Below are 24616 nucleotides of genomic sequence, written 5' to 3' on the forward strand. Positions count from 1 at the left end.
GAACGCCTTAGGTCGCCTGAATTCACCCGGCTCCGACGGCTTTTCCATCCCGTCCGGCCCGGACCGTCGTTCGATTCCATCCGCCGCCGGTGCCGATTCGAACCCGTCCGGCGGCGTTGTGGCCCGCTCACCCGTTCCCGATGACGCTTGCGGCCGAACACGGTCCGCGTTGTCCCCACCCAAATCCATACCACACGGTACACAGCAAAGATACTCAGGCGAGTAGGGCTCGGACTATCCGATCCACGCTCGGGTGTGGGTCGAAATCTGTTGCCGGATAGGTCAATTGGTGCAGGGCGGCGCCATCGATGTATTTGACCAGGAGTGGGGTTGTGTCGGGTGGCGCGTCCGGAACCACCGCTCGCAGCATGGTGGCGATCCATTCGGTCAGGCGGGTGTGGCCGCGGAGTAGGACCGACTGGAGGGCGGGGGCGGTTTGAGATTCGAGGAAGAGGGCGTAGCGGGCGAGGGTGCGGGCGCGGTCGGTGGTGACGGCGTGGGTGAGCAGGGCGGCGAAGCCGTCGATCAGTTGGGGCAGCGTGCTGGGGGCGGCGATGCGGGTGACGGCTTCCCAATCGGCGTAGTCGCGTTCCTCGAGACGTTCGGCGATGCCCGCGAGCAGTGCCTCGCGGGTGCGGAAGTAGTTGGAGGCGGAGCCCGGGGGCATGCCGGCGAGTTCGTCGACCGCGCGATGGGTGAGTGCGCGCAGGCCGCGCGTACCCAGGAGTTCGATCGCGCCGTCGAGGATCAGCTCGCGTTTGGTGGGCATGCACGGATACTACATCGGTAGTTTTTTCACTACAGCAGTAGTAGCGTTCACGGCGTGCAGCGATCGGCCCGCAAGAGCCGATTCGGATCGAAGGGAAACGACATGCCCAAGGCGCTCATCATCGGCGGCGGAATCGGCGGACTGGCCACGGCCATCGCGTTCGATCGACAGGGCTGGGAGGTCGAGGTACTGGAGAAGGCCGCCGCGATCAAGGAGGTCGGCGCGGGACTATCCCTGTGGCCCAACGCCATTCGCGCACTCGACGCGCTCGGCCTGGGCGAGCGCGTGCGGGAGCGCGCCATCGAGGAGGGCTCGGCCGGTATCCGGAACAGCAAGGGCGCGTGGCTGTCCCGCGCCGATACCGAGACGATGCGGGCACGCTACGGCAACCCGATCATGATCCACCGCGCCGACCTGCTGGACATGCTGCGCGCGGCACTGCCACACAACGCGCTGCGCACCGGCATCACGGCGACCGAGGCGCGCCCCGACGGCACCGTCACCCATTCGCAGGGCACCTCCACCGGTGATGTGATCGTCGGAGCCGATGGCATCCACAGCGTCGCGCGCCGCGCGGTCTGCGGTGTGGTCGAACCCCGCTACAGCGGTTACACCGCGTGGCGAGTGGTGGTCTCCCCCACCACACCGGTCGGCGATCTGGGCGAAAGCTGGGGCCGCGGTGAGCGATTCGGCTACGCCGGACTCGCCGACGGCCGCGTCTACTGCTTCGCCACCGCGAACGCGCCCGCGGGCACCCCGAGCGGCGGCCTCGCCGAATTGCGCCGCCGCTTCGGCACCTGGCACGACCCGATCCCGAGCCTGCTCGCCGCGGCCGACGACTCCGCCGTCCTGCACAACGACATCTACGAACTCCCCGCGCTGACAACCTATGTGGCGGGCCGCATAGCCCTGATCGGCGACGCAGCCCACGCCATGACCCCGAATATGGGCCAGGGCGCATGCCAGGCTCTGGAGGACGCGGTGGTCCTGGCCCGCATCGCCGCCGCCGACGCAGACCTCACCCGCTACGACACCGAACGCCGACCCCGCACCCAGCTGATCGCCGCCCGCTCCGGCAGGATCGGCGCGGTCGGCCAACTCGCCTCGGCCCCGGCGGTATTCATCCGAAACGCCGTCCTACGCCTGCTGCCGGCATCGGCACAGTCCAAGGCCCTCGCGCCGGTGCTCGATTGGGAAGGCTGAGACGGCGCGGCCGCCGACTGCCTCAGGCGCTGCCCTCGGCGAAATCCTCGACCGCCGGCGGCACATCGTCGATGCCGCGGGTTTGCAGATCCGCCGAGGTGAACGTCAGGCTCGCGCGGCTGCCCGCGAGAATGCCGAGCAGCGCTTCGAGCATGTCCAGGTGGGCTTCTCGCGAGGACTGCATGAGCTTGTCGATGCGGCCCGAGGTCGCCAGCACCTGGCGGCCCTGATCGCCCGCGGCTTCCAGCGAACGCAGCAGCAGACCCGCCTCCTGCTGCCCGGAGGTGGGGGTGCGCTGGGCGAGCAGGGAGTTCACGGTACGTTTGAAGTGCATGAACAGAACTGTGCCGCGCGGGATTTCAACCATCTGTCCCATTTCCAGGGTCAGGCTGTAGAGGTCTTCCAGGCCGCTCAGTAATCGTTCGCGGTATTTGCGCAGGGCCGCGTTGTAGGCGGTGTTCTCCTGGATGTAGCCACCGATCGGATCGGACCAGTTCGCCTGTGCCAGTACATAGATTTCGGCCAGATCGCGTAGGTGGTAGGTGCGCGGGGCGGCGACGGTTTCGGAGCTCACCACCGGACAGTATCCGGGCCGGTGCTGGTCCCGCACGGCATTAGAACGACTCACAGTTCGGATGCGAACCGGCGTGGCGAACCGATGGGCCGGATGCGGCTTTTGCCCCGATGACGGTGCGCCACTCGGGTTTATTAGTGTCGGTAAGGGAATAGCGGCGACGAAAGGATGCGTATGCGGTTCGGGTGGCGTGGCACGGCGTTGGGGGTGGCGGCCCTGCTCGGGGTCGCGGGCTGCGGCGGAACGGATGACTCCCAGCGCAACGGGAGCGAAACCACCGTCGCCGCCACCGAAGTCGTCGACGCGACCGCCGCGATGCGCGATCTGGAAACCAGATACGGCGCACGCCTGGGCGTATTCGCGATCGATACCGACAGCGGCCACGAGGTGTCCTACCGCAAGGACGAGAAGTTCGCGCTGGCATCCACTTTCAAGGGCATCGCGTGCGGGGCACTGCTGAAGGCGCATCCGCTACAGACCGGCTACTGGGACACGGTGGCGCATTTCGGCCAGGACGAAGTGGTCGCCGCCTCCCCCATCAGCTCGCAGCGGGTCGAGAGCGGTATGACGATCTCCGAGCTCTGCCATGCCGCCATCACGGCCAGCGACAATACCGCCGCCAATCAGCTGCTGAAGCAACTCGGCGGACCGGGCGCGGTCACCGCGTTCATGCGGAGCATCGGAGATCAGGTGAGCCGCCTGGACCGCTGGGAACCCGATCTCAACACCAACATTCCAGGCGATGAGCGGGACACCACCACCCCGGCCGCCCTGGCCGCCGACTATCGGACCCTCGTACTCGGCGATGTCCTCGGACAGCCCGAACGCGATCAGCTCAAAGCCTGGCTGGTCGCCAATACCACCGGCGCTGAACGCATTCGGGCCGGGCTGCCACCGGGCTGGACCGTCGGCGACAAGACCGGCACCCCCGCCTACGGCGGCAACAACGATGTGGCGATCGCCTGGACCGAACTCGGCGGCCCGATCGTGATCGCCATGCTGGCCACCAAGACCGAGCCCGAGACGACCACCGACAACGCCCTGCTCGCGGATGCCACGCGGCTGGTGGTGAACACGCTCAACGTGCACGAATAGCGGTAACGGACTGGACGCGCGGATGGCATCCCCGGGCCCGGAAGAGCATGCTGGACCCAAGGGGACGCGAAATGAAGAGGGTCCGAACCGTCGTAGCGGCTATTTCGTACATCCGCACAGACCGACCTGACGACGGCCTCGGTTCGAAGTGGAGGTCTCCTCATGCGGGTGCACAGGGTTACGGCGGATCTGTCCGACTATCCGGACCTGGTGGTGATCCTGCTCGGTATGCGGGTACACAAGCCGCGCGGCATGCTGCGACTGCTCGGGGTCGGGCCCAAGCTCTACAAATCCCATCGTGATCGCCCGGACGGCCTGCTCTCGCACGAGGACGTGATCTGGTCGCTGTTCCCGCCGCACTGGGGCGCACGGCAGTACTGGCGGGATCTGGAGAGCCTGGAACGCTGGACCAGATCCGAACCGCACAAGATCTGGTGGCGGGACTTCCTGAAGGATTCCGGGGGCACCGGGTTCTGGCATGAGGCGTACTTCGCGCGCGGCGGCATCGATTCGGTGTACGACGATATGTCCCCGGTTTCGGGGCTCACTCGTTTCGCGCCGCTGGTGCCCGCGCGGGGTCGCATGTTCTCCACGCGACAGCGCGTGGAAGGCGCCGCGCCACTGGTCGAATCGGTCGTCGACGAGACCGAGTACTACGCCGGGAGCGAACTCCAGGCGACCGACATTCGGCCGCGAGATGAACTTCCCGGACGAAACGTGTGATTCGGTCTTCCAGGCGTTTTCGTGGCTCCGCCGGGGGCATACGTTGACCTCATGCATGTGCTCTTCGTGTGCAGCGGCAACGTTTGCAGGTCCGTCATCGCCGAGCGCCTCACGCTGGCGGTGGCCGCCGAACACGGGCTACAGGAGCTATCCGCCGAAAGCGCGGGCGTGCGGGCGCTGGTCGGCTTCCCGGCGGAACCGCTTGCGGCGCAAACGATCATCGGACTGGGCGGCGACCCGAGCGGATTCAAAGCGCGCCGACTCAAAGCCGAGATGGTGTTGCGCGCCGATCTGGTGCTGACCATGACCGACAAGATCCGGGACCAGGTGCGCGAATTGGTGCCCGAGGCGCTGCCCCGCACCTTCACCCTGCTCGAGGCCTACCGCATCGCCAAGGTGAGCGGTGCGCGCTCGGTGGTCGGACTGCACGCCGCCCGCGACGATCTGGCATACGTGGGGCGCGAGAACATCTCGGACCCGGTGGGTTTGAAGGCCCAGCAGTTCTGCGAGGTCGGCGATCGCATCGCCGAGGCGCTGGTGCCGCTGCTGCTCGCGCTGCACGCGCATCAGCATCCGCAGGCCACCATCCACCCTCGCGGCAGCGCCGATGAGGCCGGCGCACCGCAGCGCCCCGCACTGCTGGTGCTGCCGGGCGGGCGCGCCGATACCGGCCCGCTGCCCGAATTGTCGCGCCGGTCAGCCGAACCCGTGCGGCACTCGGCCGGATAGGCACCACCCCGGCGCGCGGCACACCACCGATACCACCGAATTCCGGCCACTGACGCTGCCGAATTCCGGCCACCCGACACGGATTTCGGGCATTCGAGACCCGCTCCTACTTCCCTTGCGGCGTAACCAGGATTACGCTGGCCCCTGCGTGTCAATACACCTGTCTGCCCGCTAAGTCCGGTAAGGGATTACACTTCCGCGCGGAACACCACCGCCGGTGGTTCGACACAGGAACAGGACTCAGACATGCCGAAGCGCATTTCGGATGTTTCGCTCCATGTTTTCGTCACACCGCAAACCCTCCACCGCGTCACCGAAACGGTGTGCCGCGTCGTGGATGACTACGTGGACGATCGCGACATCTTCGCGTGGCGCTTCACCCTTCCGGTGGAGTGCGACGATCCCACCCATACGGTCCTCGAAACCCAGTGGCGCCTGGATCATCCCGACGCCGATCCGGGTGAGCGCCGCACCTACGAGATAGCGCTGAGCCTGGTCGGCGAGGCGCGCCAGCTCACCAAGGCGGGCATCGCCCGGCTGGAGCAGCGGCTGGTGCTCGAGCTATCCGCGGACGAACCCATCCCCTACATCGTGCACGCGTTGCAGCGGGAGAATTTCGATCTCGAGGAGAACCGCGAGCTCATCTGAGCCGCAACCCCTCGGCATCCATTGCCGCCGGGTGGATTCCGGCCACAACCATGCCGGAATGACGAACGGGCCGCACCCGCGACGGGTACGGCCCAAATTCAGTGTCTCCGGTCAGGTGCGAGCCGGGAAGTGGCGGATGACGCCTTCCTGGACCGTGGTGGCCAGGAGTTCGCCCGCGCGCGAGTAGAAGTGGCCGCGCGCCAGTCCGCGCGAGCCCGCGGCGACCGGCGATTCGGTGGCGTACAGCGCCCAGTCGTCGAACCGGAACGGCCGGTGGAACCAGATGGAGTGGTTCACCGTGGCCGCGAGAATCCGGTCGTGACCCCAGGACAGCCCGTGCGTGGTGATGATCGAATCCAGCACCGTGGTGTCGGACGAATACGCCAGCGCCGCAACGTGAATCAGCGGATCATCGGGCAGCGCGCCATCGGTGCGCATCCACACCCGATTGTGGTTGAGCTTCTCGCCCGTGCCCTTGAGGATCCAGGCCGGATCGTTCGTGTACCGCATATCGATGGGATGCGGTGCCTTGACGAACATTTCGAGCTTGTCTTCCATGCCGATGAAGGATTCCTCCACGCGCGGAAGGTTTTCCGGATCGGCGACCTCGGGCAGCGGCGAACCGTGCTCGAGGCCCTTACCCCAGTCCTGGAAGGCGGCCAGCATGACGAACAGTTCCTGATCGTCCTGATAGGCCGTCACCGTGCGATTGGCGAAAGCGCGCCCGTCGCGATGCCGATCGACGCGATATTCGATCGGCTTCTTGACGTCGCCGCCGCGCACGAAATGCGCGTTCACCGCGTGCACCGGCCGGCCGGGGCCGACCGTGCGCCCGGCGGCGATGATCGCCTGCGAAACCAGCTGCCCGCCGAAGGTGCGACTCCACACCTTCTCCGGGTGCTGTCCGATGAAGATATCCGGTCCGTGCTCCTCGAGATCGAGCAGCTCGAGGAGCACCCGTAGATCATCGGCCGGGGCCGGTGTTTCAGCCCCGGTCAGGGTTTCGTCAAGCGACGCACTCACCTAGTGGTCCTCCTCGCCGATGCGGTGCACGTGGATCAGATTGGTCGACCCCACGGTACCCGGCGGGGAGCCCGCCACGATCACCACGAGATCGCCCTTGCGGTACCGGCCGATCGACAGCAGCGCGGTATCCACCTGATGAATCATCTCGTCAGTGCTATCGACGGTGGGGACGATGAATGTTTCAGTGCCCCATGTCAAGGCCAGCTGACTGCGAATCGCCGGATTCGGGGTGAATGCCAGCAGCGGCAGCGGGGTGTGCAGGCGGGCCAGGCGGCGCACCGTATCACCGGACTGCGTAAAGGCAACCAGCGCTTTGGCATTGAGCCGCTCGCCGATATCGCGCGCCGCGTAGGAGATGACACCGCGCTTGGTGCGCGGCACATGGGTCAGCGGCGGCACCCGGGTGGAGGATTCGGACTCCACCGCGTGCACGATGCGGGCCATGGTGCGCACCGTCTCGATCGGGTAGTCGCCGACCGAGGTCTCACCCGAAAGCATCACCGCGTCAGCGCCATCGAGCACCGCGTTCGCCACATCGGACGCCTCGGCGCGGGTGGGCCGCGAGTTGGTGATCATCGATTCCAGCATCTGGGTGGCAACGATGACCGGCTTGGCGTTCTCGCGCGCCATCTGGATGGCGCGCTTCTGCACCAGCGGCACCTGCTCCAGCGGAAGTTCCACGCCGAGGTCGCCGCGCGCCACCATGATGGCGTCGAAGGCCAGCACGATGGCCTCCAAATTGTCGATGGCTTCGGGCTTTTCGAGCTTGCCGATGATCGGCACCCGGCGGCCCACGCGATCCATGATCTCGTGCACCAGCTCGACATCGGACGGGGAGCGCACGAAGGACAGCGCGATGAAGTCCACGCCGAGCTTCAGCGCGAACTCGAGATCCTCGATGTCCTTCTCGGACAAGGCCGGAACGGAGATATCCATACCCGGCAGCGAGACGCCCTTGTTGTTGGAAACGGGGCCACCCTCGGTGACCCGGCAGATCACGTCATTACCGTCGACGCGTTCGACGGTCAGCCCCAGCTTGCCGTCGTCGACGAGCAGCCGATCCCCGGCCTTGGCGTCCTTCGCGAGCTGCTTGTAGGTGGTCGAAACTCGGTCGTGAGTGCCTTCGATGTCGTCCACGGTGATGCGGATTTCTTCACCCGTCGCCCAGACGGTCTTACCCTCGATGAACCGGCCCAAGCGGATCTTCGGTCCCTGGAGATCGGCGAGAATTCCCACCGCGCGGCCGAGCAGATCGCTGGCCTGACGCACCTTTTTGTAATTGTCGGCATGGTCGGAGTGTTCGCCATGGCTGAAATTCAGCCGCGCCACGTCCATTCCACTCTCAACGAGTTCACGAATACGGTCCTCGGACGACACAGCCGGTCCGAGTGTGCACACAATCTTCGTTCGTCGCATCACGGCATCAACCCTAGACCTGCCGCATGTGTCCCGCTGAACGGGCACACGCTCCTGCGGAAGATATACACATGCCGTTCAGCTAACCGCCGGTCAGCGCGCGACGTGCCGTCCGAGCCTGGTCTCCAAGCGGGTTTGGCCGAAGCCCAGGACCAGGCATATTACCCAGTAGTAGAGTGCCGCTACGCCATACAGCGCGAAGAAGTCGAACGTCGGCGCGGCCGCCAGCTGAGCCGTCCGCAACAACTCGGTGACGAGGATGGTGGATGCCAGCGAGGTGTCCTTCACCAACGAGATCAGGGTGTTGGACAGCGACGGCACCGCGATCCGCGCGGCCTGCGGCAGGATGATCAAACGCAGCGCCTGCGCATAGCTCATACCGACCGCATAGGACGCTTCCCACTGGCCCTCGGCGACCGAAAGAATAGCGCCGCGAATGACTTCGGCCGCATATCCGCCGACATTGAGACTGAACGCGATCACCGCCGCCGGGAACGGATCGATCACTATGTGGAACTGCGGCAGCGCGTAGAAGACGATGAACAGCTGCACCAGCAGCGGCGTACCGCGAATGATCGAGATATAGAACCGGGCCGCCGCCGATACCGGCCACAGCTTCGACATCCGGGCCAGCGCCACGAACAGCGCCAGCACCAGGCCGATGGCGAAGCTGATGGCCGTGAGCGGCAGCGTCATCTCGACGGTGGCCTTCAGCATCGGCCACAGATTCGCCCGGATCAATTCCCAGGTGGCGTCGTCCATTCGGTCGCCAGTCGTCCAATCGTCCTGTGCCGCTTACTTGCTGACGTCGGTGCCGAAGTACTTGTCGGAGATCTTGGCCAGCGTGCCGTCCGCGCGCAGCTGATCCAGGGCGGTGTTGACCTGATCGATCAGCGCCTGCGAATCCTTGCGCCCGGCGAACGCCTGCTTGCTGGTCTCACCGGTCTTGCCCGCGACGTGCACGCTGGAATCGTTGGTCTTCTTGGTGTATTCGCCCACGGCCAGGGTGTCGTTGACGGTCGCGTCGACACGGCCGTTCTTGAGCAGCTGGATGGCCTGTACGAAGCCCTCGACGCCCTCGACCTTGCAGCCCGCGCCCGCGGCGACCTTGTTCCAGTTGCTGGTGACCGACTGCGCGCAAGTCTTACCGCTCAGATCGGTGAGCGCGTGGATGCCGGTGTTATCGGCCTTGGTGACGATGACGCCCTCGGAGGTGGTGTACGGCTGCGAGAGCGAATACTTCTGCGCGCGTTCGGGATTCACGGTCACCTGATTGGCGACCAGATCGAAGCGCTTGGATTCCAGGCCCGCGAAGATGGCATCCCAGGGGGTCTGCACGAATTCGACCTTGCGGCCGAGCTTTTCGCCGACGGCCTTGGCAACCTCGACGTCGTAGCCGGTGATGCTGCCGTTGTCCTGATAGCTGAACGGAGCATATGTGCCCTCGGTGCCGATCTTCAGCACGTTCGGGTCGTCGTTGCTGCTGCACGCGGTGAGCGCCGCGGTGGCGGCGACTACGGCTAGTACGGCGGCGACCAACTTACGGCGCACGGGGAACACCTCTCCTCGAGCGTGGTCGACCCACGCGACGGACAACCGACAAAGGGTACGCCGTAAACCAACCGGGTGGCACGTCAACCATCTGATCGCGCGAAAACCTTGTGCGATCACGACGGTGATGATAGCGGCGGGCGGGCACCGCCCTGCCCAGTGGTGCCCGCCGAAGTCGGTGTGTCGCTACCGCGCGATCAGTCCTTGAGTGGACGACCCTGCGGATCCGGCACCTTGCCGGTGAGGATGAGAATGCCGTCGATCAGCGACCAGATACCGAAGCCACCGCACGTGATCAGTTGCAGCACACCGATGGTGGTGTAGCCGAGGTAGAAACGGCCGATGCCCAGGCTGCCGATCAGGATCTGCAACAGACCCGCGGTCAGCTTGGACTTGTCCGAATACGGGACGCCGTACGGATCGCGGCCGAAGGGGGCCTCGGCATCCGCGCCGTAGGGCATCGGCTGGCCGTAGGGGCCGGGCTGACCGAATCCGGGCTGGGGCGCACCGTAGGCGGGCTGCTGACCGTATCCGGGCTGGGGCTGACCGTAGCCCGGCTGGGGCTCACCGTAACCGGGCTGCGGCTGGCCGTAACCCGGCTGCTGCTGACCGTACTGCGGGCCGGTGCCGGGCGCGCCGTACTGCGGGCCCGGTTCGGGCTGTTTGGCGAATGGGTCGGTCACTCGAGTCCTCCTGGATCGCGGGCCGCACGGCCCCCTGTGTGCTGAACCCGCCGTGCGAGCCTCGATACGCGGCGGTCAGGAGCCATTCTTGCCCGAGTCGACCGCTTTCGTCTCGTCGAGCGTGACCGCCGGTTCGGATTCACCGGATTCGGAAGAGTTATCGCGAACCTTTGCGGATTCGTTGCCTTCCGAAGGAGATTCGGAGGTGGCGGCGTCCTCGGATGACTCGGCTTTCGCGGGATCGGGCGAATCGGACTTCTCGAGGTCGACTGCCGCATCCTCGGCGGCGGTGTCGGCCGTGGCGGCATCGGCGGTGGTGAACTCGGCCGCCGCGGCCCCGGTGCCCGCGCCGTACTTGCGCAGCGCGGAGAACTGCCACGGCCACGGCCGCAGCACGCCCGCGCGCACCTGGTCCGGTGTCTCGCGACCCTTGGTCGCGAAGACGAAATACGCTATGGCACACAGGAATACGATCGCCGCGGTGAACGAGTTGATCCGGATCCCGGCGATATGGGTGGCGTGATCATCGCGCAGCAGCTCCACGAAGAAGCGCCCGAAGCAGTAGATCGCCACGTACAGCGCGAACAGTCGGCCGTGCCCGATCTTGAACTTGCGATCCACGTACAGCAGGATCGCGACGCCGAGCAGATTCCAGATCAGCTCGTACAGGAACGTCGGCTGCACGATCTTGACCGGCGGGCCCGAGGCGATGCCGTTCATCAGATCCGGGTCGCCGTGGGTGTTGAAGCGGTCGTAGATCTCCAGGCCCCACGGCATGGTGGTGGTGCGGCCGAACAGCTCCTGATTGAAGTAGTTGCCGAGCCGCCCGATGCCCTGCGCGAGCAGAATGCCCGGCGCGATGGCGTCACCGAAGGCGGGCAGCGGGATCTTGTAGATGCGGCAGCCGATCCACGCGCCGAGCGCGCCCAGCAGTACCGCACCCCAGATGCCGAGCCCGCCCTGCCAGATCTTCCACCAGTCCCCCGCCTTACCGCCGGGACCGAAGTACGTCGACCAGTCGGTGGCCACGTGATAGAGCCGCCCGCCGATCAGACCCAGCGGCACCGCGAACATGGCCACGTCCAGCACCATGCCCTGCTGCCCGCCGCGCTGCTGCCACCGCTTCTCCCCCAGCCAGATCGCCGCGACGATGCCGAGGATGATGCAGATGGCGTAGGCCCGCAGCGGGAACGGTCCGATATCCCATACGCCGCGAGGCGGACTGGGAATGTAGGCCAGCACGTCGGAGGCCGGAACTCGGTCGGCCAGGGCTCGTATGGTCACGCGCCCACCGTAGCGGAATCAGCTGGGAAGGCATGTGGCCCGGGTGGCGCGCCGCCGACACCTCGGCGAACAACGCCCCACCGCCAGGCCGCCCAAGCGCCAATGGCACCTACCGGCAGGACCACGTCCCGTCATCCCGGCATGCTTTTGGCCGGGATCCACACCCGCTGCACAGCAACGGTTTTCGTAGATTCCGGCCAAAAGCGCGCCGGAATGACGGGGGCGTATGTCAGGAAGCCACGGCGGCCGAGCGGACGCCGAGGGCGAGCTCCTCGGTGAGGGTGCGGACCGCGCCCAGGCCCTGGGCGGCGGCGCTCACCAGCGCCGAGCCGACGATGACTCCGTCTGCGTAGGAAGCGATTTCGGCCGCCTGCGCGCCATTGCGCACACCGAGGCCGACGCCGATCGGGATATCCGAGTGCGCGCGGACGCGGGCGCACAGGGCCGGGGCCATATCCGAGACCGCGTCGCGAGCGCCGGTGACGCCCATGGTGGAGGCCGCGTAGACGAAGCCGCGCGACGCTTCCAGGGTCTTGACCAGGCGCTCTTCAGTGGAGGACGGTGCCACCAGGAAGATGCGGTCCAGGTTGTAGGTGGAGGAGGCGACGAACCAGTCGTCGGCCTCTTCCGGAATCAGGTTCGGCGTGATCAGGCCGAGGCCGCCCGCCGCCGCGAGATCGCGGGAGAAGGTGTCGACGCCGTACTGCAGCACCGGATTCCAGTAGGTCATGACCACGGCCTTACCGCCAGCCTGGCTGATCGCCTCGACGACCTTGAACACGTCGCGGACGCGGATGCCACCGCGCAGCGCCTGTTCGGCGGCGGCCTGGATGGTCGGACCGTCCATCACCGGATCGGAGTAGGCGACGCCGACTTCGATGACGTCACAACCGGATTCGACCATGGTGCGGCAGACATCGATGCTGCCCTGCAAATCCGGGTATCCGGCGGGCAGGTAACCGATGAGCGCCGCGCGATTCTCCTCACGGCAGGCCGCGAAGGTGTTCGCGAGACGGGACTGCTGGCTCACTTGTCGTTCTCCTCGGTCTTGTCGAAGAGCCCGAACCAGCGGGCGGCGGTATCCATATCCTTATCGCCGCGACCGGACAGGTTGACCAGGATGATCGCGCCCTCGCCCAATTCCTGGCCGAGCTTCAGCGCACCCGCGACGGCGTGCGCGGATTCGATGGCCGGGATGATGCCCTCGGTGCGGCTCAACAGCATGAGCGCGTCCATGGCCTCGGCATCGGTGATGGGCCGGTATTCGGCGCGGCCGATGTCCTTGAGATGCGCGTGCTCCGGGCCGACACCCGGATAGTCCAAACCGGCTGAGATCGAATGCGATTCGATGGTCTGCCCGTCCTCGTCCTGCAGCAGGTACGAGTACGCGCCCTGGAACGCGCCCGGGCGGCCACCGGCGAAAGTGGCTGCGTGACGGCCGGTTTCGACACCGTCACCCGCCGCCTCGTAGCCGATCAGGCGCACGCCCGCATCGTCGATGAACGGGTGGAAGATGCCGATGGCGTTGGAACCGCCACCGACACAGGCGGTTACCGCATCGGGCAACCGGCCCGTCAGCGCCTGGATCTGCTGGCGCGCCTCCATGCCCACGATGCGCTGGAAGTCGCGCACCATGAGCGGGAACGGATGCGGTCCCGCGGCGGTGCCGAAGCAGTAGTACGTCTCGTCGGCATTGGTGACCCAGTCCCGCAGCGCCTCGTTGATGGCGTCCTTGAGCGTCTGCGAACCCGTTGTCACACTGACGACTTCGGCCCCGAGCAACCGCATGCGGGCCACGTTCAGCGCCTGCCGCGCGGTATCGACCGCACCCATGTAGATGACGCATTCCAGGCCGAGCAGCGCACACGCGGTGGCGGTGGCGACGCCGTGCTGGCCCGCGCCCGTCTCCGCGATGACGCGGGTCTTGCCCATGCGCTTGGCCAGCAGCGCCTGCCCCAGCACATTGTTGATTTTGTGAGAACCGGTGTGGTTCAGGTCTTCTCGCTTGAGCACCAGGCGCGCCCCACCGGCGTGCTTGGCGAGGTTCTTGCACTCGAACACCGGCGACGGACGCCCGGTGTAGTCGCGCTGCAACCGATCCAGCTCATTGAGGAAGTTGGGGTCGACCCGCACCTTGTCGTATTCGGCGGTGACCTCTTCGATCACGGCCATGAGCGCCTCGGGCACATGCCGGCCGCCGTAGACACCGAAGTGTCCACCGAGGTCCGGCTCGTGCGCGCTCTTGTGCGAGACGCCCGCGCTGGCCTGCGGCAGGCCGAGCGTGTTCTTACCCAGGTCGTTGATCTGTGTCATCGGCTCTTTCACCGGCCCCGGCGAACCGGCTTCGGGCAGGACGGATGGGTTCCGGCGGTCACCAGCTCGGCCACCGCGGCACGCGGATCGCCGCTGGTCACCAGGCCTTCACCGACGAGCACGGCATCCGCGCCCGCGCCGGCGTAGGCCAGCAGGTCCGCGGTGCCGCGGATACCGGATTCGGCGATGCGGATGACATCGCTGGGCAGGCCGGGGGCGATGCGCGCGAACACATCCCGATCGACCTCGAGGGTCTTGAGGTTGCGGGCGTTCACACCGATCACGGTGGCGCCGGCCTCGAGTGCGCGGTCGGCCTCTTCCTCGGTGTGCACCTCGACCAGCGCGGTCATCCCGAGCGATTCGGTGCGGTCGATGAGCGAGGACAGCACGTCCTGCGGCAGCGCGGCCACGATCAGCAGAATCACGTCCGCGCCGTGGGCGCGGGCCTCGTGGATCTGGTACGGGCCGACGATGAAGTCCTTGCGCAGGATCGGAATGTCGACCGCGGCACGCACCGCGTCGAGATCCGCGAGCGAACCACCGAAGCGGCGCTGTTCGGTCAGCACGCTGATGATGCGCGCGCCACCGTCCTCGTACGCGCGGGCCAGTACGGCCGGGTCCGGAATGTCGGCCAGGGCGCCCTTGGAAGGAGAAGACCGCTTCACCTCGGCGATGACGCCGATGCCCTCTTCGTGCAGCGCGGCCTTGGCGTCACGTGGAGATTTCGCCGCGGCGGCGGCCTTCTTCACTGCCTGAAAATCCAGGAGGGCTTCCCGAGCGGCCACATCCGCGCGGACCCCGTCGAGAATCGAGTCGAGTACCGTCATCTGGCTCGAATCCTTTCTGGGGAGACGGACTTGCTGCCTGAGAATCCCCCCAGGCGCTGTCTCACCGATGCTGATAAAGAGTAAATGGCTATGTTCCCGTCACTGTCGGCGGGGGCGGAACCGGGAGCGACACTGCTCCGGTCCGCTGTTCACGCGGGCTGGTGGCCCGTTTTCCCGCTACCTGGATCATCGTGTGCGGCAGGGGCATTGGTTTCATCGTCGGTCGGATCCGCACCGGCGTCGAGGGCGTCCCACAGCACACGACCCGACAGCGGCTCGGCCGGGGCCGACTGTGACCCGGATTCCGCAGCGCGCTTGACCGCGTGATGTTCGGCAACCTGTTCGGCCGCCTCGGACTTCCGGAAAACCGGGTTGTCGTATTTTCCGGACATGGGCGCGGCGGCCGACGGCATGCGCGTCAGCAGCACACCGGCTCCGAACGCCGCCACCGCGCCGATGAGGGTCAGCACCGCGGGCAGCGTCGAGGTCTGCGCCTGCCCTACATGTTCCCAGTCGTGCAATTCCGCCAGCCGACCGGCCCGCTCCGCGGTTTTCCCGGCACCCTTGAGCAGGGCGTACGCGGGCACGGCGGCGACGGCCGCCAGCACCGCCACCACCACGCCGATGATCCGGCGCGGCCAGCCGCTGGTGGCGAAAACCGCCGCGATGGTCGCGAGCAGTACCAGCGCCAGCGGCGTCAGCGCGCCGAACCAGGTCCCGCCGTCCAATTTCTCGGTGCGGCCGGGGCCCAATTCGCTGATGACATCGACGCTCACCCAGGTCATCCGGGAAGCGGCCCACAGCAGGGCCGCGGCCACGGCGAGCAGGGCCGCCGCGCCGACGGGCCGGGGCTTGGCCTTGGCGGCGTCCGCCTCCGCTTGCCGCGCATCGGCTTTCGCCCGCGCGGCATCGGTCTCCGCCGCCGCGAAGTCGGCGTCGGCCCGCGCCGCATCCGCCTGTGCCGCTTGCACATCGGCCGCGGCGGCGCTCACCTCATCCGAGTTGTGCTGCGGTAGGGCCTTTTCCGGGTCGGGATCCGGATCACTCATCGGTACTGCCGTTCGGACGGTAGGCGCGCAGGGTTTCGGCGGCGGCCACGGCCTTGAGGACGGCCATGGCCTTGTTGCGGGATTCGACGTCCTCGTAGTCCGGGTCGGAATCCGCGACGACGCCCGCACCCGCCTGGACGTAGGCGGTGCCGTTCTTGAGCAGTGCCGTGCGAATGCAGATGGCGGTATCGGCGTCACCGGCGAAATCGAGATAGCCGACCACGCCGCCGTAGATGCCGCGGCGGGTGGGCTCGAGTTCCTCGATGAGTTCCATGGCGCGCACCTTCGGAGCGCCGGACAGGGTGCCCGCGGGGAAGCACGCCTGCACCGCGTCGAAGGCCACCTTGCCCGCGGCCAGGCGACCCGAGACGGTCGAAACCAGGTGCATCACATGGCTGTAGCGCTCGATATGCCGGTATTCGGTGACGCGCACGGTGCCCGGTTCGCAGACGCGGCCGATGTCATTGCGGCCGAGATCGACGAGCATGAGGTGCTCGGCGTTCTCCTTCTCATCGGCGAGCAGATCCTTCTCGAGGAGCAGATCGTCCTCCTCGGTGGTGCCGCGCCAGCGCGTGCCCGCGATGGGATGCGTGGTCGCGATGCCGTCCTTGACCGTCACCAGGGATTCGGGGCTGGAGCCGACGATGGAGAACGCGGTGCCGCCGGAACCGTCCGGGATATGCATGAGGTACATGTACGGGCTCGGATTCGAGGCGCGCAGCATGCGATACAGGTCGATCGGGGTGCCGCCGTATTCGATCTCGAAGCGCTGGGACAGCACCACCTGGAACGCCTCGCCCGCCTCGATCTCCTTGACCAGGCGGCGCACGCCCGCGCCGAATTCCTCGGAGGTGCGCTGGCGGCGGAAGTCCGGTTCGGGGCGATCGAACACCGACACCGTCGATTCGGCCGGGGCGGCAAGGGCTTCGGTCATGCGGTCCAGCCGGGCCACGGCGTCGTCGTACGCCTCGTCCACGCGCTCATCGGTGCCGTTCCAGTTGACGGCATTGGCGATGAGGGTGATCGCGCCCTCGTGATGGTCGAAGGCGGCCAGATCGGTGGCCAGCAGCAGCACCATCTCCGGCAGTTCCAGATCGTCGGTGGCGAGCGCGGGCAGGCGTTCCATCCGGCGCACCGCGTCATAGCCGAGGTAGCCGACCATGCCACCGGTCAAAGGCGGCAGACCGGGCAGGCGTTCGGTGCGCAGCAATTCCAGGGTTTCACGCAGCGCGACCAGCGGGTCGCCACCGGCGGGCGCGTCGGCCGGACTCTGCCCGAGCCAGGCCGCCTCACCGTCGACCACGCTCAAAGCGGTCGGACTGCCCGCGCCGATGAACGACCATCGCGACCAGGAGCGCCCGTTTTCGGCGGATTCGAGCAGGAAGGTCCCGGCCCGATCGGCGGCCAGTTTGCGGTAGGCCGAGAGTGGAGTCTCCGAGTCCGCCAACACCTTTCGAATCACCGGCACAACCCGATGGTCCGCCGCGAGCAACCGGAACTGTTCGCGGGAGGTGGTCGAGGGGTTAGACGCGCTGGGCATTGCCCCATCATTCCAGGCCGCACAACGGGAAATTGAATTGGCCATCCCCGCCCAGCCGAGAGACCTCTGGCCGCGAATACTCGATGCGGTCATCACTACACTCGCGGCAATCTGCGCTTCCCGCAGATCAATCTGCGCTTCCAGCAGATGGAGAGGTCGCACGCGGTATCCCAATCGAGAGGAGTTCAACACAGATGTACCCCTCGCAACCGGTAGCTCCGGAGGGTCCACGGCACGCTGCTCCGCAGGTCGGCCAGGGTATGCCCGGTCAACCGCCGCGGATGATGAATATGAATCACCAGCAGGGTGGTCAGCAGGTCGGCGGCAAGTACAGCGCCATCGCCTCGTTCGTCACCTATGTGAAGGCCCTGGAGGCGCTCGATCCGCGCAGTTTCCCGGACGAGTACGCCGAGCACACCGAGCGTCTTCGTGAGCTCAAGCCGTTCCTGCGGGCGCACGGCATTCTCGATGTCATGGATATCAAGAACCCTGAGGTCGCCGCGCTCATCGGTGTGTGACCCCGGGGTGTTCCCGAAGTTCCGAAAACGGCCCGCGGCCGGACCGTACAGACAGGTCCGTCCACGGGCTGATTCGTGCGCGAGGCTAATCACGTAATCTGCTGCGTATGAAGCCAGGTCAGCTCGCCCCCAAGTTCGAGCTTCCGGATCAGTCCGGCACCGTGCGTTCCCTCGAGTCGCTGCTCGCGGATGGTCCCGTGGTGCTCTTCTTCTACCCCGCCGCCAATACCCCGGTGTGCACCGCCGAGGCGTGCCACTTCCGGGATCTGGCAGGCGAATTCAAGGCGCTCGGCGCCACCTGCGTCGGCATCAGCGCCGATGACGTCGAGGTGCAGTCCGGGTTCGCGCAGAAGCAGGGCCTGGGCTACCCGCTGCTCTCGGACAAGGGCGCGAAGGTGGCGGCCGAATTCGGTGTGAAGCGCGGCCTGCTCGGCCCGCTCATGCCGGTCAAGCGCACCACCTTCATCATCGATCCCGATGGCAGCATCGCCAAGGTGATCAACAGCGAGCTGCGCGCCAACGTGCACGCGGACGAAGCGCTGGAATTCCTGCGCACGCGTAGCTGATTCGAGCCCCGCACCCGCCGCGGCGCTGCGGTTCGTCCGTCACGTCCGGTTGGTCCGGAGTGGCGCTCACTGCCGCGTCGCGCGGGTCGGCATACGCTTGGGCTATGACTACGCCCAGCGAGACCGTGCCGGAGCGCAAGCGATCCTCGTTCGTCACGTGGCGCAATCGCATCATCGCGCTGGTGATCGCGGCGGTGGTGCTGTGGTTGTCGTATCTCATTCTGGCGGCGTTCATTCCGCGCTGGTGGGCGCAGCGGATCGCGGAAATGGTGCACGGCAGTTTCTCCAAGGGCATCTGGACCGGTTTGTCGATGGGTGCGGTTTGTACCTTTCTGCCGCTTTTTCTGCTGTTGATCGCGGGAATGACCTGGCGGAAACGGGGCGGTCCGTTTATTGCGGGCGCTTCGGCCGTTCTCGCCCTCATTACCGCCATCCCCAATTTGATGACGCTGACCGTCGTGCTCGGGAACTCCAATGCCGCACACGCCGGTGAGCGCATTCTCGATGTCGACGCGCCCGCATTCCGCGGTGCCGCGCTGGCGGGTGCCATTGCGGCCGCGGTGGTGTTCCTGGGTGTGGCATTTCTCTTGGTGCGCAGGCGAATTCGGAAGAATCGCGCCGCGAAGCAGCAGGCGGTTCCGGAAAAGCCACGCGTGTCCGCGGAAACTCCGCCAAATCCGGCAGAACCCGGCGCGTACTGATTTCAGCGTGCGACACGCGTGATGGATGTCACGTCATTCATGAACACCGTGACTGACGAGCGAAATCGTGGCAAACTTTGCTCTGCGGGTGACTCGCTGTTGATGCTCCACCAACCGCCGGACTGGCCAGCACAACATGTCACTTGGCTGCTACGAGAGGGCTGGCACGGTGACAAAGTGGTTGAATCCCATGGAACAGCGAGCGTGGCGAACCGTCATCGCGCTGACCACCCGACTCCCCGCTGCTCTGGATACCCAGCTTCAACGTGAGTCCGGGATTACCCATTTCGAATACTTCGTGATGACTCTGCTCTCCGAAGAACCGGGCCATCGGTTGCAACTGAGTGAGCTTGCGCAAAAGGCAAACGCATCGCTATCGCGTCTCTCCCATGTGATTTCCAAGCTCGAGCGTTTGGGCTGGGCCGAACGCGTCTCCATCTCCGGCAGACGCGGCGCACAGGCCGTACTCACCGACGCGGGCTTCCAGAAGGTCACCGAGGCCGCCCCCGGATACCTGGAATGCGTGCGCGGACTGGTCTTCGACGGACTCGACAAAGACCAGACCAAAGAGTTGCTCGAACTCGGCGAGGCACTTCTCCAGCAACTCGACAAGGGCATGTCCCGCGGCGTCGGCCGCTCCGGCCGCCCCAACAGCCACCTGGATTAGAGCAGCTGATCGCCCCGGGCCAGCAGCACATCGGTATCGAAGCAGGTGTGCGTCCCCGTATGACAGGCCGCGCCTTCCTGATCCACGATCAGCAGCACGGTATCCCCATCGCAGTCCAGCCGGACCTCATGCACGTACTGCGTATGCCCCGAGGTCTCCCCCTTGACCCAGTACTGCTGCCGCGACCGCGAATAGTACGTCCCCTTACGCGTTTCCAACGTCCGCGCGAGCGCCTCGTCATCCATCCAGGCCATCATCAACACATCCCCGGTACCGCGCTCCTGCGCGACAGCCGCGAACAACCCATCGTCATTGCGCTTGAGACGGGCGGCGATAGCGGGATCGAGACTCATCCCTCGGTTATAACAGGGCGAACCACCCCGCTCGCGCGCGGCTAGCCGTTCGGACGGAATCCGACCACGTCGGCACCGGTGTCGGTGACGCACGGCACCAGCGTCGCGCCCGGGACGGAGAGCAGCCAGTGGTCGGAGCAACGTTTCCCGTCCCGGGTGATCGGCGTGGCGGTGACGAGGGCACCGTCGGCCCGACGCCACGTTCGGACTTCGGTGTGAGCGCCGCTGTCCGAGTCGTACAGCGCCGCTTCCACCAACTCGTCGGAGAGGAACAGGTCCGATGCGACGATGCTCAAATGGCCGGGAACCTCGATGCGATCGACGACCATTCCGTCCGCGACTCGGCGGATCTCCAGCACGACGGGTTCGTCGGGGGCGCTGTCGAGTTGGAGCACCATGTCGGTGCCGGTCGGGTCGACATCCAGCAGGGTCGACCTCGATGTGCTGTCGGTCCGTGCGGTGAGCAGATGCTCGGGCTTGTCGATGACAATCCGCTGCCGGGAATCGTTTCCGGCATGAAAGGTAATGACCACCGCACCCGCGGTGTGCGCGCTGGTGGAAATCACGTTGTCGACGTCGGCGGCCCGCCCGAGTTCACGTTCGGCCATGATCGCGCCGGTCGCGGGATCGAGTGCGGTGACAACCAGCCGCACACCTGCCGCACCAGCCCCGCTGTCGACACAGGTGGCGATGCGGTAGAGCGCGGCATCGGTGCTGATGACACCATCGCGACCAGCGCTCTCGCAGACTTCGGTGGACCACAGGCGTTTTCCGGTCCGGGCGGCGTAACGAGTGACGTGGGTCTTATCGGTGGCGAGCAGCGCCGTCGAACCGATCCATCCCCGTTCGCGCGGTGCGGGCCAGCGCTCCTTACCGGACACCAGATCCGCGAATTCCGATTCCTTCCAGAGCAATTCGCCGGTGACGGCGTCGAAAGCCGTCAGACCACCATTGCGCCACTGCGCCAGCACCGTCGAACCACCATCGAGCGACATGAGTGACCCCACGGTGTAATCGACGCCCGGACGTCCGTGGGCCGACACATTCGATCGCAGGTAGTGCCAGCGCGGCGCACCGGTCGCCCCGTCGTACGCGGTCAGGCCGCTTTCGGTGGCGATCACGAAACCTGTTCCGGCGATGACCATTCCGGCGAGGGTCTTACCGTCGGCGTTGAACGGCCGTGGGACACGGTAGCGTTCGGTCCCCAGCGTCGCCGGAATGGCCGGAACCGGAATCGAGGCGGCGGAGACGTGGTCGACGCGAGTGCCGTCGTCGCCCGCGTGCACAGCCACGGCCGCGACCGTCGCACTGACGAACAGTCCCGCGCCGAGCCCGAGAATCAGCGATCTCCTACCGGCGGCGCGCACCGATGCCGGACGCAGCAGACCGATGAGAAGTACTGTGCCGCAGAAGATCAGAACGATCGCGGCGGCCGCGGTCGGCAGTCGCCCGAACAGTGGGTATTCGAAGCGCGCCGCCGCCAGCACACCCGGTATGTGCTGGGGGATCGCGTACCAGCCGAGATTCACCCCGGCGAGCACCAGGACGAGCAGCCACGCGCTGACGGCTGGATCCGGATTCGCGGCTCGGCTGCGGCGCAGCAGATCCGCGATGACGACCAGCAGGATCAGGCCCCAGATGAGCGCGATGCCGGACCACCGTTCCGGTGCGGTCGCGAACGGCAGCGCGAACTTGCCGAACAGATCTCGCCCCGAGGCCCAACGCTCGCCCAGGTCTCGGGTCGCCGCTCCGAATCGACTGTAAAGCGCCAGTACCGTCCCCCCGATAACCATTCCGGCACCGAGCAGGCCCAGGACGGCAGACGTCCGCCGACCGGATTCGGGGCTGATGTCGGGGACGCCCGGTGCCGCGTTCGGCTGGGTGTTCGCGACTGGGTCGGAGGGATTCGGCTGCGGGTCGTGGTCGGGCATAGCTCCCCCTCGGCGGTATGCGGCGGCGTGGTGCCGCTGTCATCATTCCGAATGGGTGTGCGGTCCCGGGGAGGACACGCTCCGGCCGGGTCAGCGGACGGTGATGCCTTCGGTGCGCATGGCGTCTTTCACCTGGCCGATGGTGAGGTCGCCGAAGTGGAAGACGCTGGCGGCCAGGACCGCGTCGGCGCCGGATTGGACGGCGGGGGCGAAGTCTTCGACCTTGCCCGCGCCGCCGGAGGCGATGACGGGGACCGAGACCGCGGCTCGGACGGCGCGGATCATGGTGAGGTCGAAGCCCGCCTTGGTGCCGTCGGCGTCCATGGAGTTGAGCAGGATTTCGCCGACGCCGAGTTCGGCGCCGCGGATGGCCCATTCGACGGCGTCGATGCCGGTGCCGCGTTTGCCGCCGTGCGTGGTGACTTCCCAGCCGGACGGGGTGGCGGGCTGGCCTTCGGGAACCGTGCGGGCGTCCACGGACAGCACGATGCACTGGGAGCCGAAGCGTTCCGACATCTCGCGCAGCACATCGGGATTGGCGATGGCGGCGGTATTGACCGAGACCTTGTCCGCGCCCGCGCGCAGCAGGCGGTCGACATCGGCGACGGTGCGGACGCCGCCGCCCACGGTGAGGGGGATGAAGATCTGTTCGGCGGTGCGGGTGACCACGTCGATCATGGTGCCGCGATCGCCGGTGGAGGCGGTGACGTCGAGGAAGGTGAGCTCATCCGCGCCCTGGGCGTCGTAGGTGGCGGCGAGTTCGACGGGATCGCCCGCGTCACGCAGGTTTTCGAAGTTGACGCCCTTGACCACGCGGCCGGCGTCCACATCCAGGCACGGGATTACGCGCACTGCCAACGTCATTGCTCTACCTTTCCTCGGATATGTCGGCGGCCCTGACGGTTTCGCCGATCATGTCCAGTAGTTCCTCGTGCACGCCGGGCGCGGCGGCCAGCACCGATTTGGACTCGATGGTCCAGTCGCGGCCCAGCAGATCGGTGACAACGCCGCCCGCGGCCCGCACCAGGGCCACGCCCGCGGCGTTGTCCCAGGGATGGTGTCCGAAGACGACGGCTCCACCCAACACGCCGGATGCGGTGTATGCCAAGTCGATTCCGGTGGAACCGTGCATGCGCACGCGCCCCGACAACCGGCTCAGCGCACCCAGCAGGTTGAAGCGGAAGATCCCCGGAATCCGGCCCGCCCCATCGATATTGAAGGCGCCGAAGCCGATCATGGCGCTGGAAAGCTTGCCGTGCGCCAGTTTCGGCAGCGGCTGACCGTTCAGCAGTACCGGCCCGTCGACGGTGGCGGCGTAGCGCTGATTCAGTCCGGGCAGCCAGGTCAATCCGATGACCGGTTCCCCGTCCCGCACCAGCGCCAGCAGCATGCCCGAAAGCGGATGTCCCGCAGAGTAGTTGAAGGTGCCGTCGATGGGATCGAGCACCCAGGCGGTACCGCTGGTGAGCTGGGGGCCGCCGAATTCCTCACCGTGCACCGGGAATCCGGTGCGTTCGGTCAGCTGCTCGGAGATGGTGCGTTCCAGCTCCAGGTCGAGTTCGGTCGCGAAATCGTTGCGCCCCTTCTCGACCGCGCTGGGCGCGCCGACGCCTTCCACGAAACGCGGTGCGGCGGCGTCGAGTACATCACGGGCGATGGTGAGCAACTCGGCGAGTTCGGCGGCCATCTGGTTCAGCGCACCGCGGCGAGAGCTTCGGGCAGGGTGAAACGGCCCGCGTACAGGGCCTTGCCGATGATGGAGCCTTCGACGCCGTCCTCGGTGAGGGTGGCGATGGCGAGCAGATCGTCGATGGTGGAGACGCCGCCCGAGGCCACGACGGGCGAGTCGGTGGCATTGGCGACATCGCGCAGCAGCACCAGGTTCGGCCCGGTCAGCGTGCCGTCCTTGCTGACGTCGGTGACCACGTAGCGCGAGCAGCCGTCCCGCTCCAGGCGCTCGAGCACCTCCCACAGATCGCCGCCGTCGCTGACCCAGCCGCGCCCGCGCAGCCGGTACTCACCGTCGATGAGCTTCACATCCATGCCGACCGCGATCTTGTCGCCGTATTCACCGATGGCCCGGCGGCACCATTCCGGATTCTCCAGCGCCGCGGTGCCGAGATTGACCCGCGCGCACCCGGTCGCGAGCGCGGCCTTCAACGATTCGTCATCACGAATACCGCCGGACAGCTCCACCTTCACATCGAGCTCACCGATCACATCCGCCAGCAGCTCCCGATTGGACCCCTTACCGAACGCGGCATCCAAATCCACCAGATGCACCCATTCGGCCCCATCGTTCTGCCAGGCCAGGGCGGCATCACGCGGCGAACCATAACTGGTTTCACTCCCCGCCTCCCCCTGAACCAGGCGCACGGCCTCCCCATTGGCGACATCGACGGCAGGTAGCAGCACAAGACTCACGCAAGCATCCTAGTAGTTACCGGCCG

27 protein-coding genes are annotated in these 24616 nt (G+C 66.6%); 9 read left to right on the forward strand and 18 right to left on the reverse strand.

Going from position 1 to position 24616, the window contains the following annotated elements:
- Window positions 1-214: 214 nt before the first annotated feature.
- Window positions 215-769 (reverse strand): TetR/AcrR family transcriptional regulator, encoded by a 555-nt coding sequence (locus tag ACFVUS_RS39215; RefSeq protein WP_387778998.1) that lies wholly within the window; start codon window positions 767-769, stop codon window positions 215-217.
- 102 nt (window positions 770-871) lie between these two features.
- Here ACFVUS_RS39215 and ACFVUS_RS39220 point away from each other — a divergent pair, with 102 nt between their 5' ends.
- A complete protein-coding gene (locus ACFVUS_RS39220; protein WP_387779001.1) occupies window positions 872-1972 on the forward strand; it encodes an FAD-dependent monooxygenase in 1101 nt (366 codons plus the stop codon).
- 22 nt (window positions 1973-1994) lie between these two features.
- Here the strand turns inward: ACFVUS_RS39220 and ACFVUS_RS39225 are convergent, their stop codons facing one another.
- Window positions 1995-2546 (reverse strand): hypothetical protein, encoded by a 552-nt coding sequence (locus ACFVUS_RS39225; protein WP_387779004.1) that lies wholly within the window; start codon window positions 2544-2546, stop codon window positions 1995-1997.
- Window positions 2547-2720: 174 nt separating this feature from the next.
- Here ACFVUS_RS39225 and bla point away from each other — a divergent pair, with 174 nt between their 5' ends.
- From bla to ACFVUS_RS39245, 4 genes are all read left to right on the forward strand, one after another.
- Window positions 2721-3641 carry a class A beta-lactamase gene (bla, locus tag ACFVUS_RS39230; protein WP_387779007.1) on the forward strand — a complete coding sequence of 307 codons (921 nt, stop codon included), beginning with the start codon at window positions 2721-2723 and terminating at the stop codon, window positions 3639-3641.
- A gap of 162 nt (window positions 3642-3803) precedes the next feature.
- Complete coding sequence (locus tag ACFVUS_RS39235) at window positions 3804-4364, forward strand: monooxygenase family protein (RefSeq protein ID WP_387779010.1); 561 nt, start codon at window positions 3804-3806, stop codon at window positions 4362-4364.
- 51 nt (window positions 4365-4415) lie between these two features.
- Window positions 4416-5093 (forward strand): low molecular weight phosphatase family protein, encoded by a 678-nt coding sequence (locus tag ACFVUS_RS39240; protein WP_387779013.1) that lies wholly within the window; start codon window positions 4416-4418, stop codon window positions 5091-5093.
- 246 nt (window positions 5094-5339) lie between these two features.
- The gene (locus ACFVUS_RS39245; RefSeq protein ID WP_364643294.1) at window positions 5340-5741 is read left to right on the forward strand and encodes a hypothetical protein; all 402 of its coding nucleotides are present in this window, start codon (window positions 5340-5342) and stop codon (window positions 5739-5741) included.
- Window positions 5742-5852: 111 nt separating this feature from the next.
- On the opposite strand, the gene ACFVUS_RS39250 is transcribed toward ACFVUS_RS39245, so the two are convergent.
- The 11 genes from ACFVUS_RS39250 to ACFVUS_RS39300 all read right to left on the reverse strand — a co-directional run bounded on the left by ACFVUS_RS39250 (window position 5853) and on the right by ACFVUS_RS39300 (window position 17430).
- Window positions 5853-6764, reverse strand: coding sequence for an acyl-CoA thioesterase (locus tag ACFVUS_RS39250; RefSeq protein WP_387779016.1), 912 nt, complete (start codon window positions 6762-6764; stop codon window positions 5853-5855).
- Entirely contained in the window at window positions 6765-8186 is a 1422-nt protein-coding gene (gene pyk / locus ACFVUS_RS39255) for a pyruvate kinase (RefSeq protein ID WP_375967984.1), read from the reverse strand.
- Between the two features lie 90 nt (window positions 8187-8276).
- Window positions 8277-8945 (reverse strand): amino acid ABC transporter permease, encoded by a 669-nt coding sequence (locus ACFVUS_RS39260; RefSeq protein WP_364643300.1) that lies wholly within the window; start codon window positions 8943-8945, stop codon window positions 8277-8279.
- A 33-nt stretch (window positions 8946-8978) separates the two neighbouring features.
- A complete protein-coding gene (locus ACFVUS_RS39265) occupies window positions 8979-9734 on the reverse strand; it encodes a transporter substrate-binding domain-containing protein (RefSeq protein WP_387779020.1) in 756 nt (251 codons plus the stop codon).
- Window positions 9735-9931: 197 nt separating this feature from the next.
- On the reverse strand, window positions 9932-10417 hold the full coding sequence (locus tag ACFVUS_RS39270) for a TM2 domain-containing protein (RefSeq protein WP_387779023.1): 486 nt from the start codon (window positions 10415-10417) through the stop codon (window positions 9932-9934).
- Between the two features lie 75 nt (window positions 10418-10492).
- A complete protein-coding gene (lgt, locus tag ACFVUS_RS39275) occupies window positions 10493-11701 on the reverse strand; it encodes a prolipoprotein diacylglyceryl transferase (protein WP_387779026.1) in 1209 nt (402 codons plus the stop codon).
- Window positions 11702-11930: 229 nt separating this feature from the next.
- Entirely contained in the window at window positions 11931-12731 is an 801-nt protein-coding gene (gene trpA / locus ACFVUS_RS39280) for a tryptophan synthase subunit alpha (protein ID WP_364643308.1), read from the reverse strand.
- A complete protein-coding gene (gene trpB, locus ACFVUS_RS39285) occupies window positions 12728-14014 on the reverse strand; it encodes a tryptophan synthase subunit beta (protein ID WP_387779029.1) in 1287 nt (428 codons plus the stop codon). Before trpB ends, trpA begins: the two co-directional genes overlap by 4 nt.
- 8 nt (window positions 14015-14022) lie before the next feature.
- A complete protein-coding gene (gene trpC, locus ACFVUS_RS39290; RefSeq protein WP_067570623.1) occupies window positions 14023-14841 on the reverse strand; it encodes an indole-3-glycerol phosphate synthase TrpC in 819 nt (272 codons plus the stop codon).
- Between the two features lie 149 nt (window positions 14842-14990).
- Window positions 14991-15890 (reverse strand): TIGR02234 family membrane protein, encoded by a 900-nt coding sequence (locus ACFVUS_RS39295; RefSeq protein ID WP_387779033.1) that lies wholly within the window; start codon window positions 15888-15890, stop codon window positions 14991-14993.
- A complete protein-coding gene (locus tag ACFVUS_RS39300; RefSeq protein ID WP_387779035.1) occupies window positions 15883-17430 on the reverse strand; it encodes an anthranilate synthase component I in 1548 nt (515 codons plus the stop codon). The genes ACFVUS_RS39295 and ACFVUS_RS39300 overlap by 8 nt, the downstream gene beginning before the upstream one ends.
- A 290-nt stretch (window positions 17431-17720) precedes the next feature.
- Between ACFVUS_RS39300 and ACFVUS_RS39305 the strand changes: the two genes are divergently transcribed.
- The 4 genes from ACFVUS_RS39305 (at window position 17721) to ACFVUS_RS39320 (ending at window position 19882) form a co-directional block, all read left to right on the forward strand.
- A complete protein-coding gene (locus ACFVUS_RS39305) occupies window positions 17721-17948 on the forward strand; it encodes a hypothetical protein (protein ID WP_375967991.1) in 228 nt (75 codons plus the stop codon).
- A 107-nt stretch (window positions 17949-18055) separates the two neighbouring features.
- The gene (locus tag ACFVUS_RS39310; RefSeq protein ID WP_387779039.1) at window positions 18056-18514 is read left to right on the forward strand and encodes a peroxiredoxin; all 459 of its coding nucleotides are present in this window, start codon (window positions 18056-18058) and stop codon (window positions 18512-18514) included.
- Between the two features lie 104 nt (window positions 18515-18618).
- Complete coding sequence (locus tag ACFVUS_RS39315) at window positions 18619-19215, forward strand: permease (RefSeq protein ID WP_387779042.1); 597 nt, start codon at window positions 18619-18621, stop codon at window positions 19213-19215.
- Window positions 19216-19351: 136 nt separating this feature from the next.
- On the forward strand, window positions 19352-19882 hold the full coding sequence (locus ACFVUS_RS39320; RefSeq protein WP_387779045.1) for a MarR family winged helix-turn-helix transcriptional regulator: 531 nt from the start codon (window positions 19352-19354) through the stop codon (window positions 19880-19882).
- Here the strand turns inward: ACFVUS_RS39320 and hisI are convergent.
- The 5 genes from hisI to priA form a co-directional block, all read right to left on the reverse strand.
- Window positions 19879-20235 (reverse strand): phosphoribosyl-AMP cyclohydrolase, encoded by a 357-nt coding sequence (gene hisI / locus ACFVUS_RS39325; RefSeq protein ID WP_387779048.1) that lies wholly within the window; start codon window positions 20233-20235, stop codon window positions 19879-19881. The two genes, ACFVUS_RS39320 and hisI, sit on opposite strands and share 4 nt — an antisense overlap.
- Window positions 20236-20276: 41 nt before the next feature.
- Window positions 20277-22166, reverse strand: a complete 1890-nt coding sequence (locus ACFVUS_RS39330; RefSeq protein ID WP_387779051.1) for a PQQ-binding-like beta-propeller repeat protein — start codon at window positions 22164-22166, stop codon at window positions 20277-20279.
- A gap of 90 nt (window positions 22167-22256) precedes the next feature.
- Window positions 22257-23030 (reverse strand): imidazole glycerol phosphate synthase subunit HisF, encoded by a 774-nt coding sequence (hisF, locus tag ACFVUS_RS39335; protein ID WP_387779054.1) that lies wholly within the window; start codon window positions 23028-23030, stop codon window positions 22257-22259.
- Window positions 23031-23034: 4 nt separating this feature from the next.
- The gene (locus tag ACFVUS_RS39340; RefSeq protein WP_387779057.1) at window positions 23035-23853 is read right to left on the reverse strand and encodes an inositol monophosphatase family protein; all 819 of its coding nucleotides are present in this window, start codon (window positions 23851-23853) and stop codon (window positions 23035-23037) included.
- Between the two features lie 5 nt (window positions 23854-23858).
- The gene (gene priA, locus ACFVUS_RS39345; protein WP_364643338.1) at window positions 23859-24590 is read right to left on the reverse strand and encodes a bifunctional 1-(5-phosphoribosyl)-5-((5-phosphoribosylamino)methylideneamino)imidazole-4-carboxamide isomerase/phosphoribosylanthranilate isomerase PriA; all 732 of its coding nucleotides are present in this window, start codon (window positions 24588-24590) and stop codon (window positions 23859-23861) included.
- Window positions 24591-24616 lie beyond the last annotated feature (26 nt).

The organism is Nocardia sp. NPDC058058 (assembly GCF_042885355.1).
Taxonomy (GTDB): domain Bacteria; phylum Actinomycetota; class Actinomycetes; order Mycobacteriales; family Mycobacteriaceae; genus Nocardia.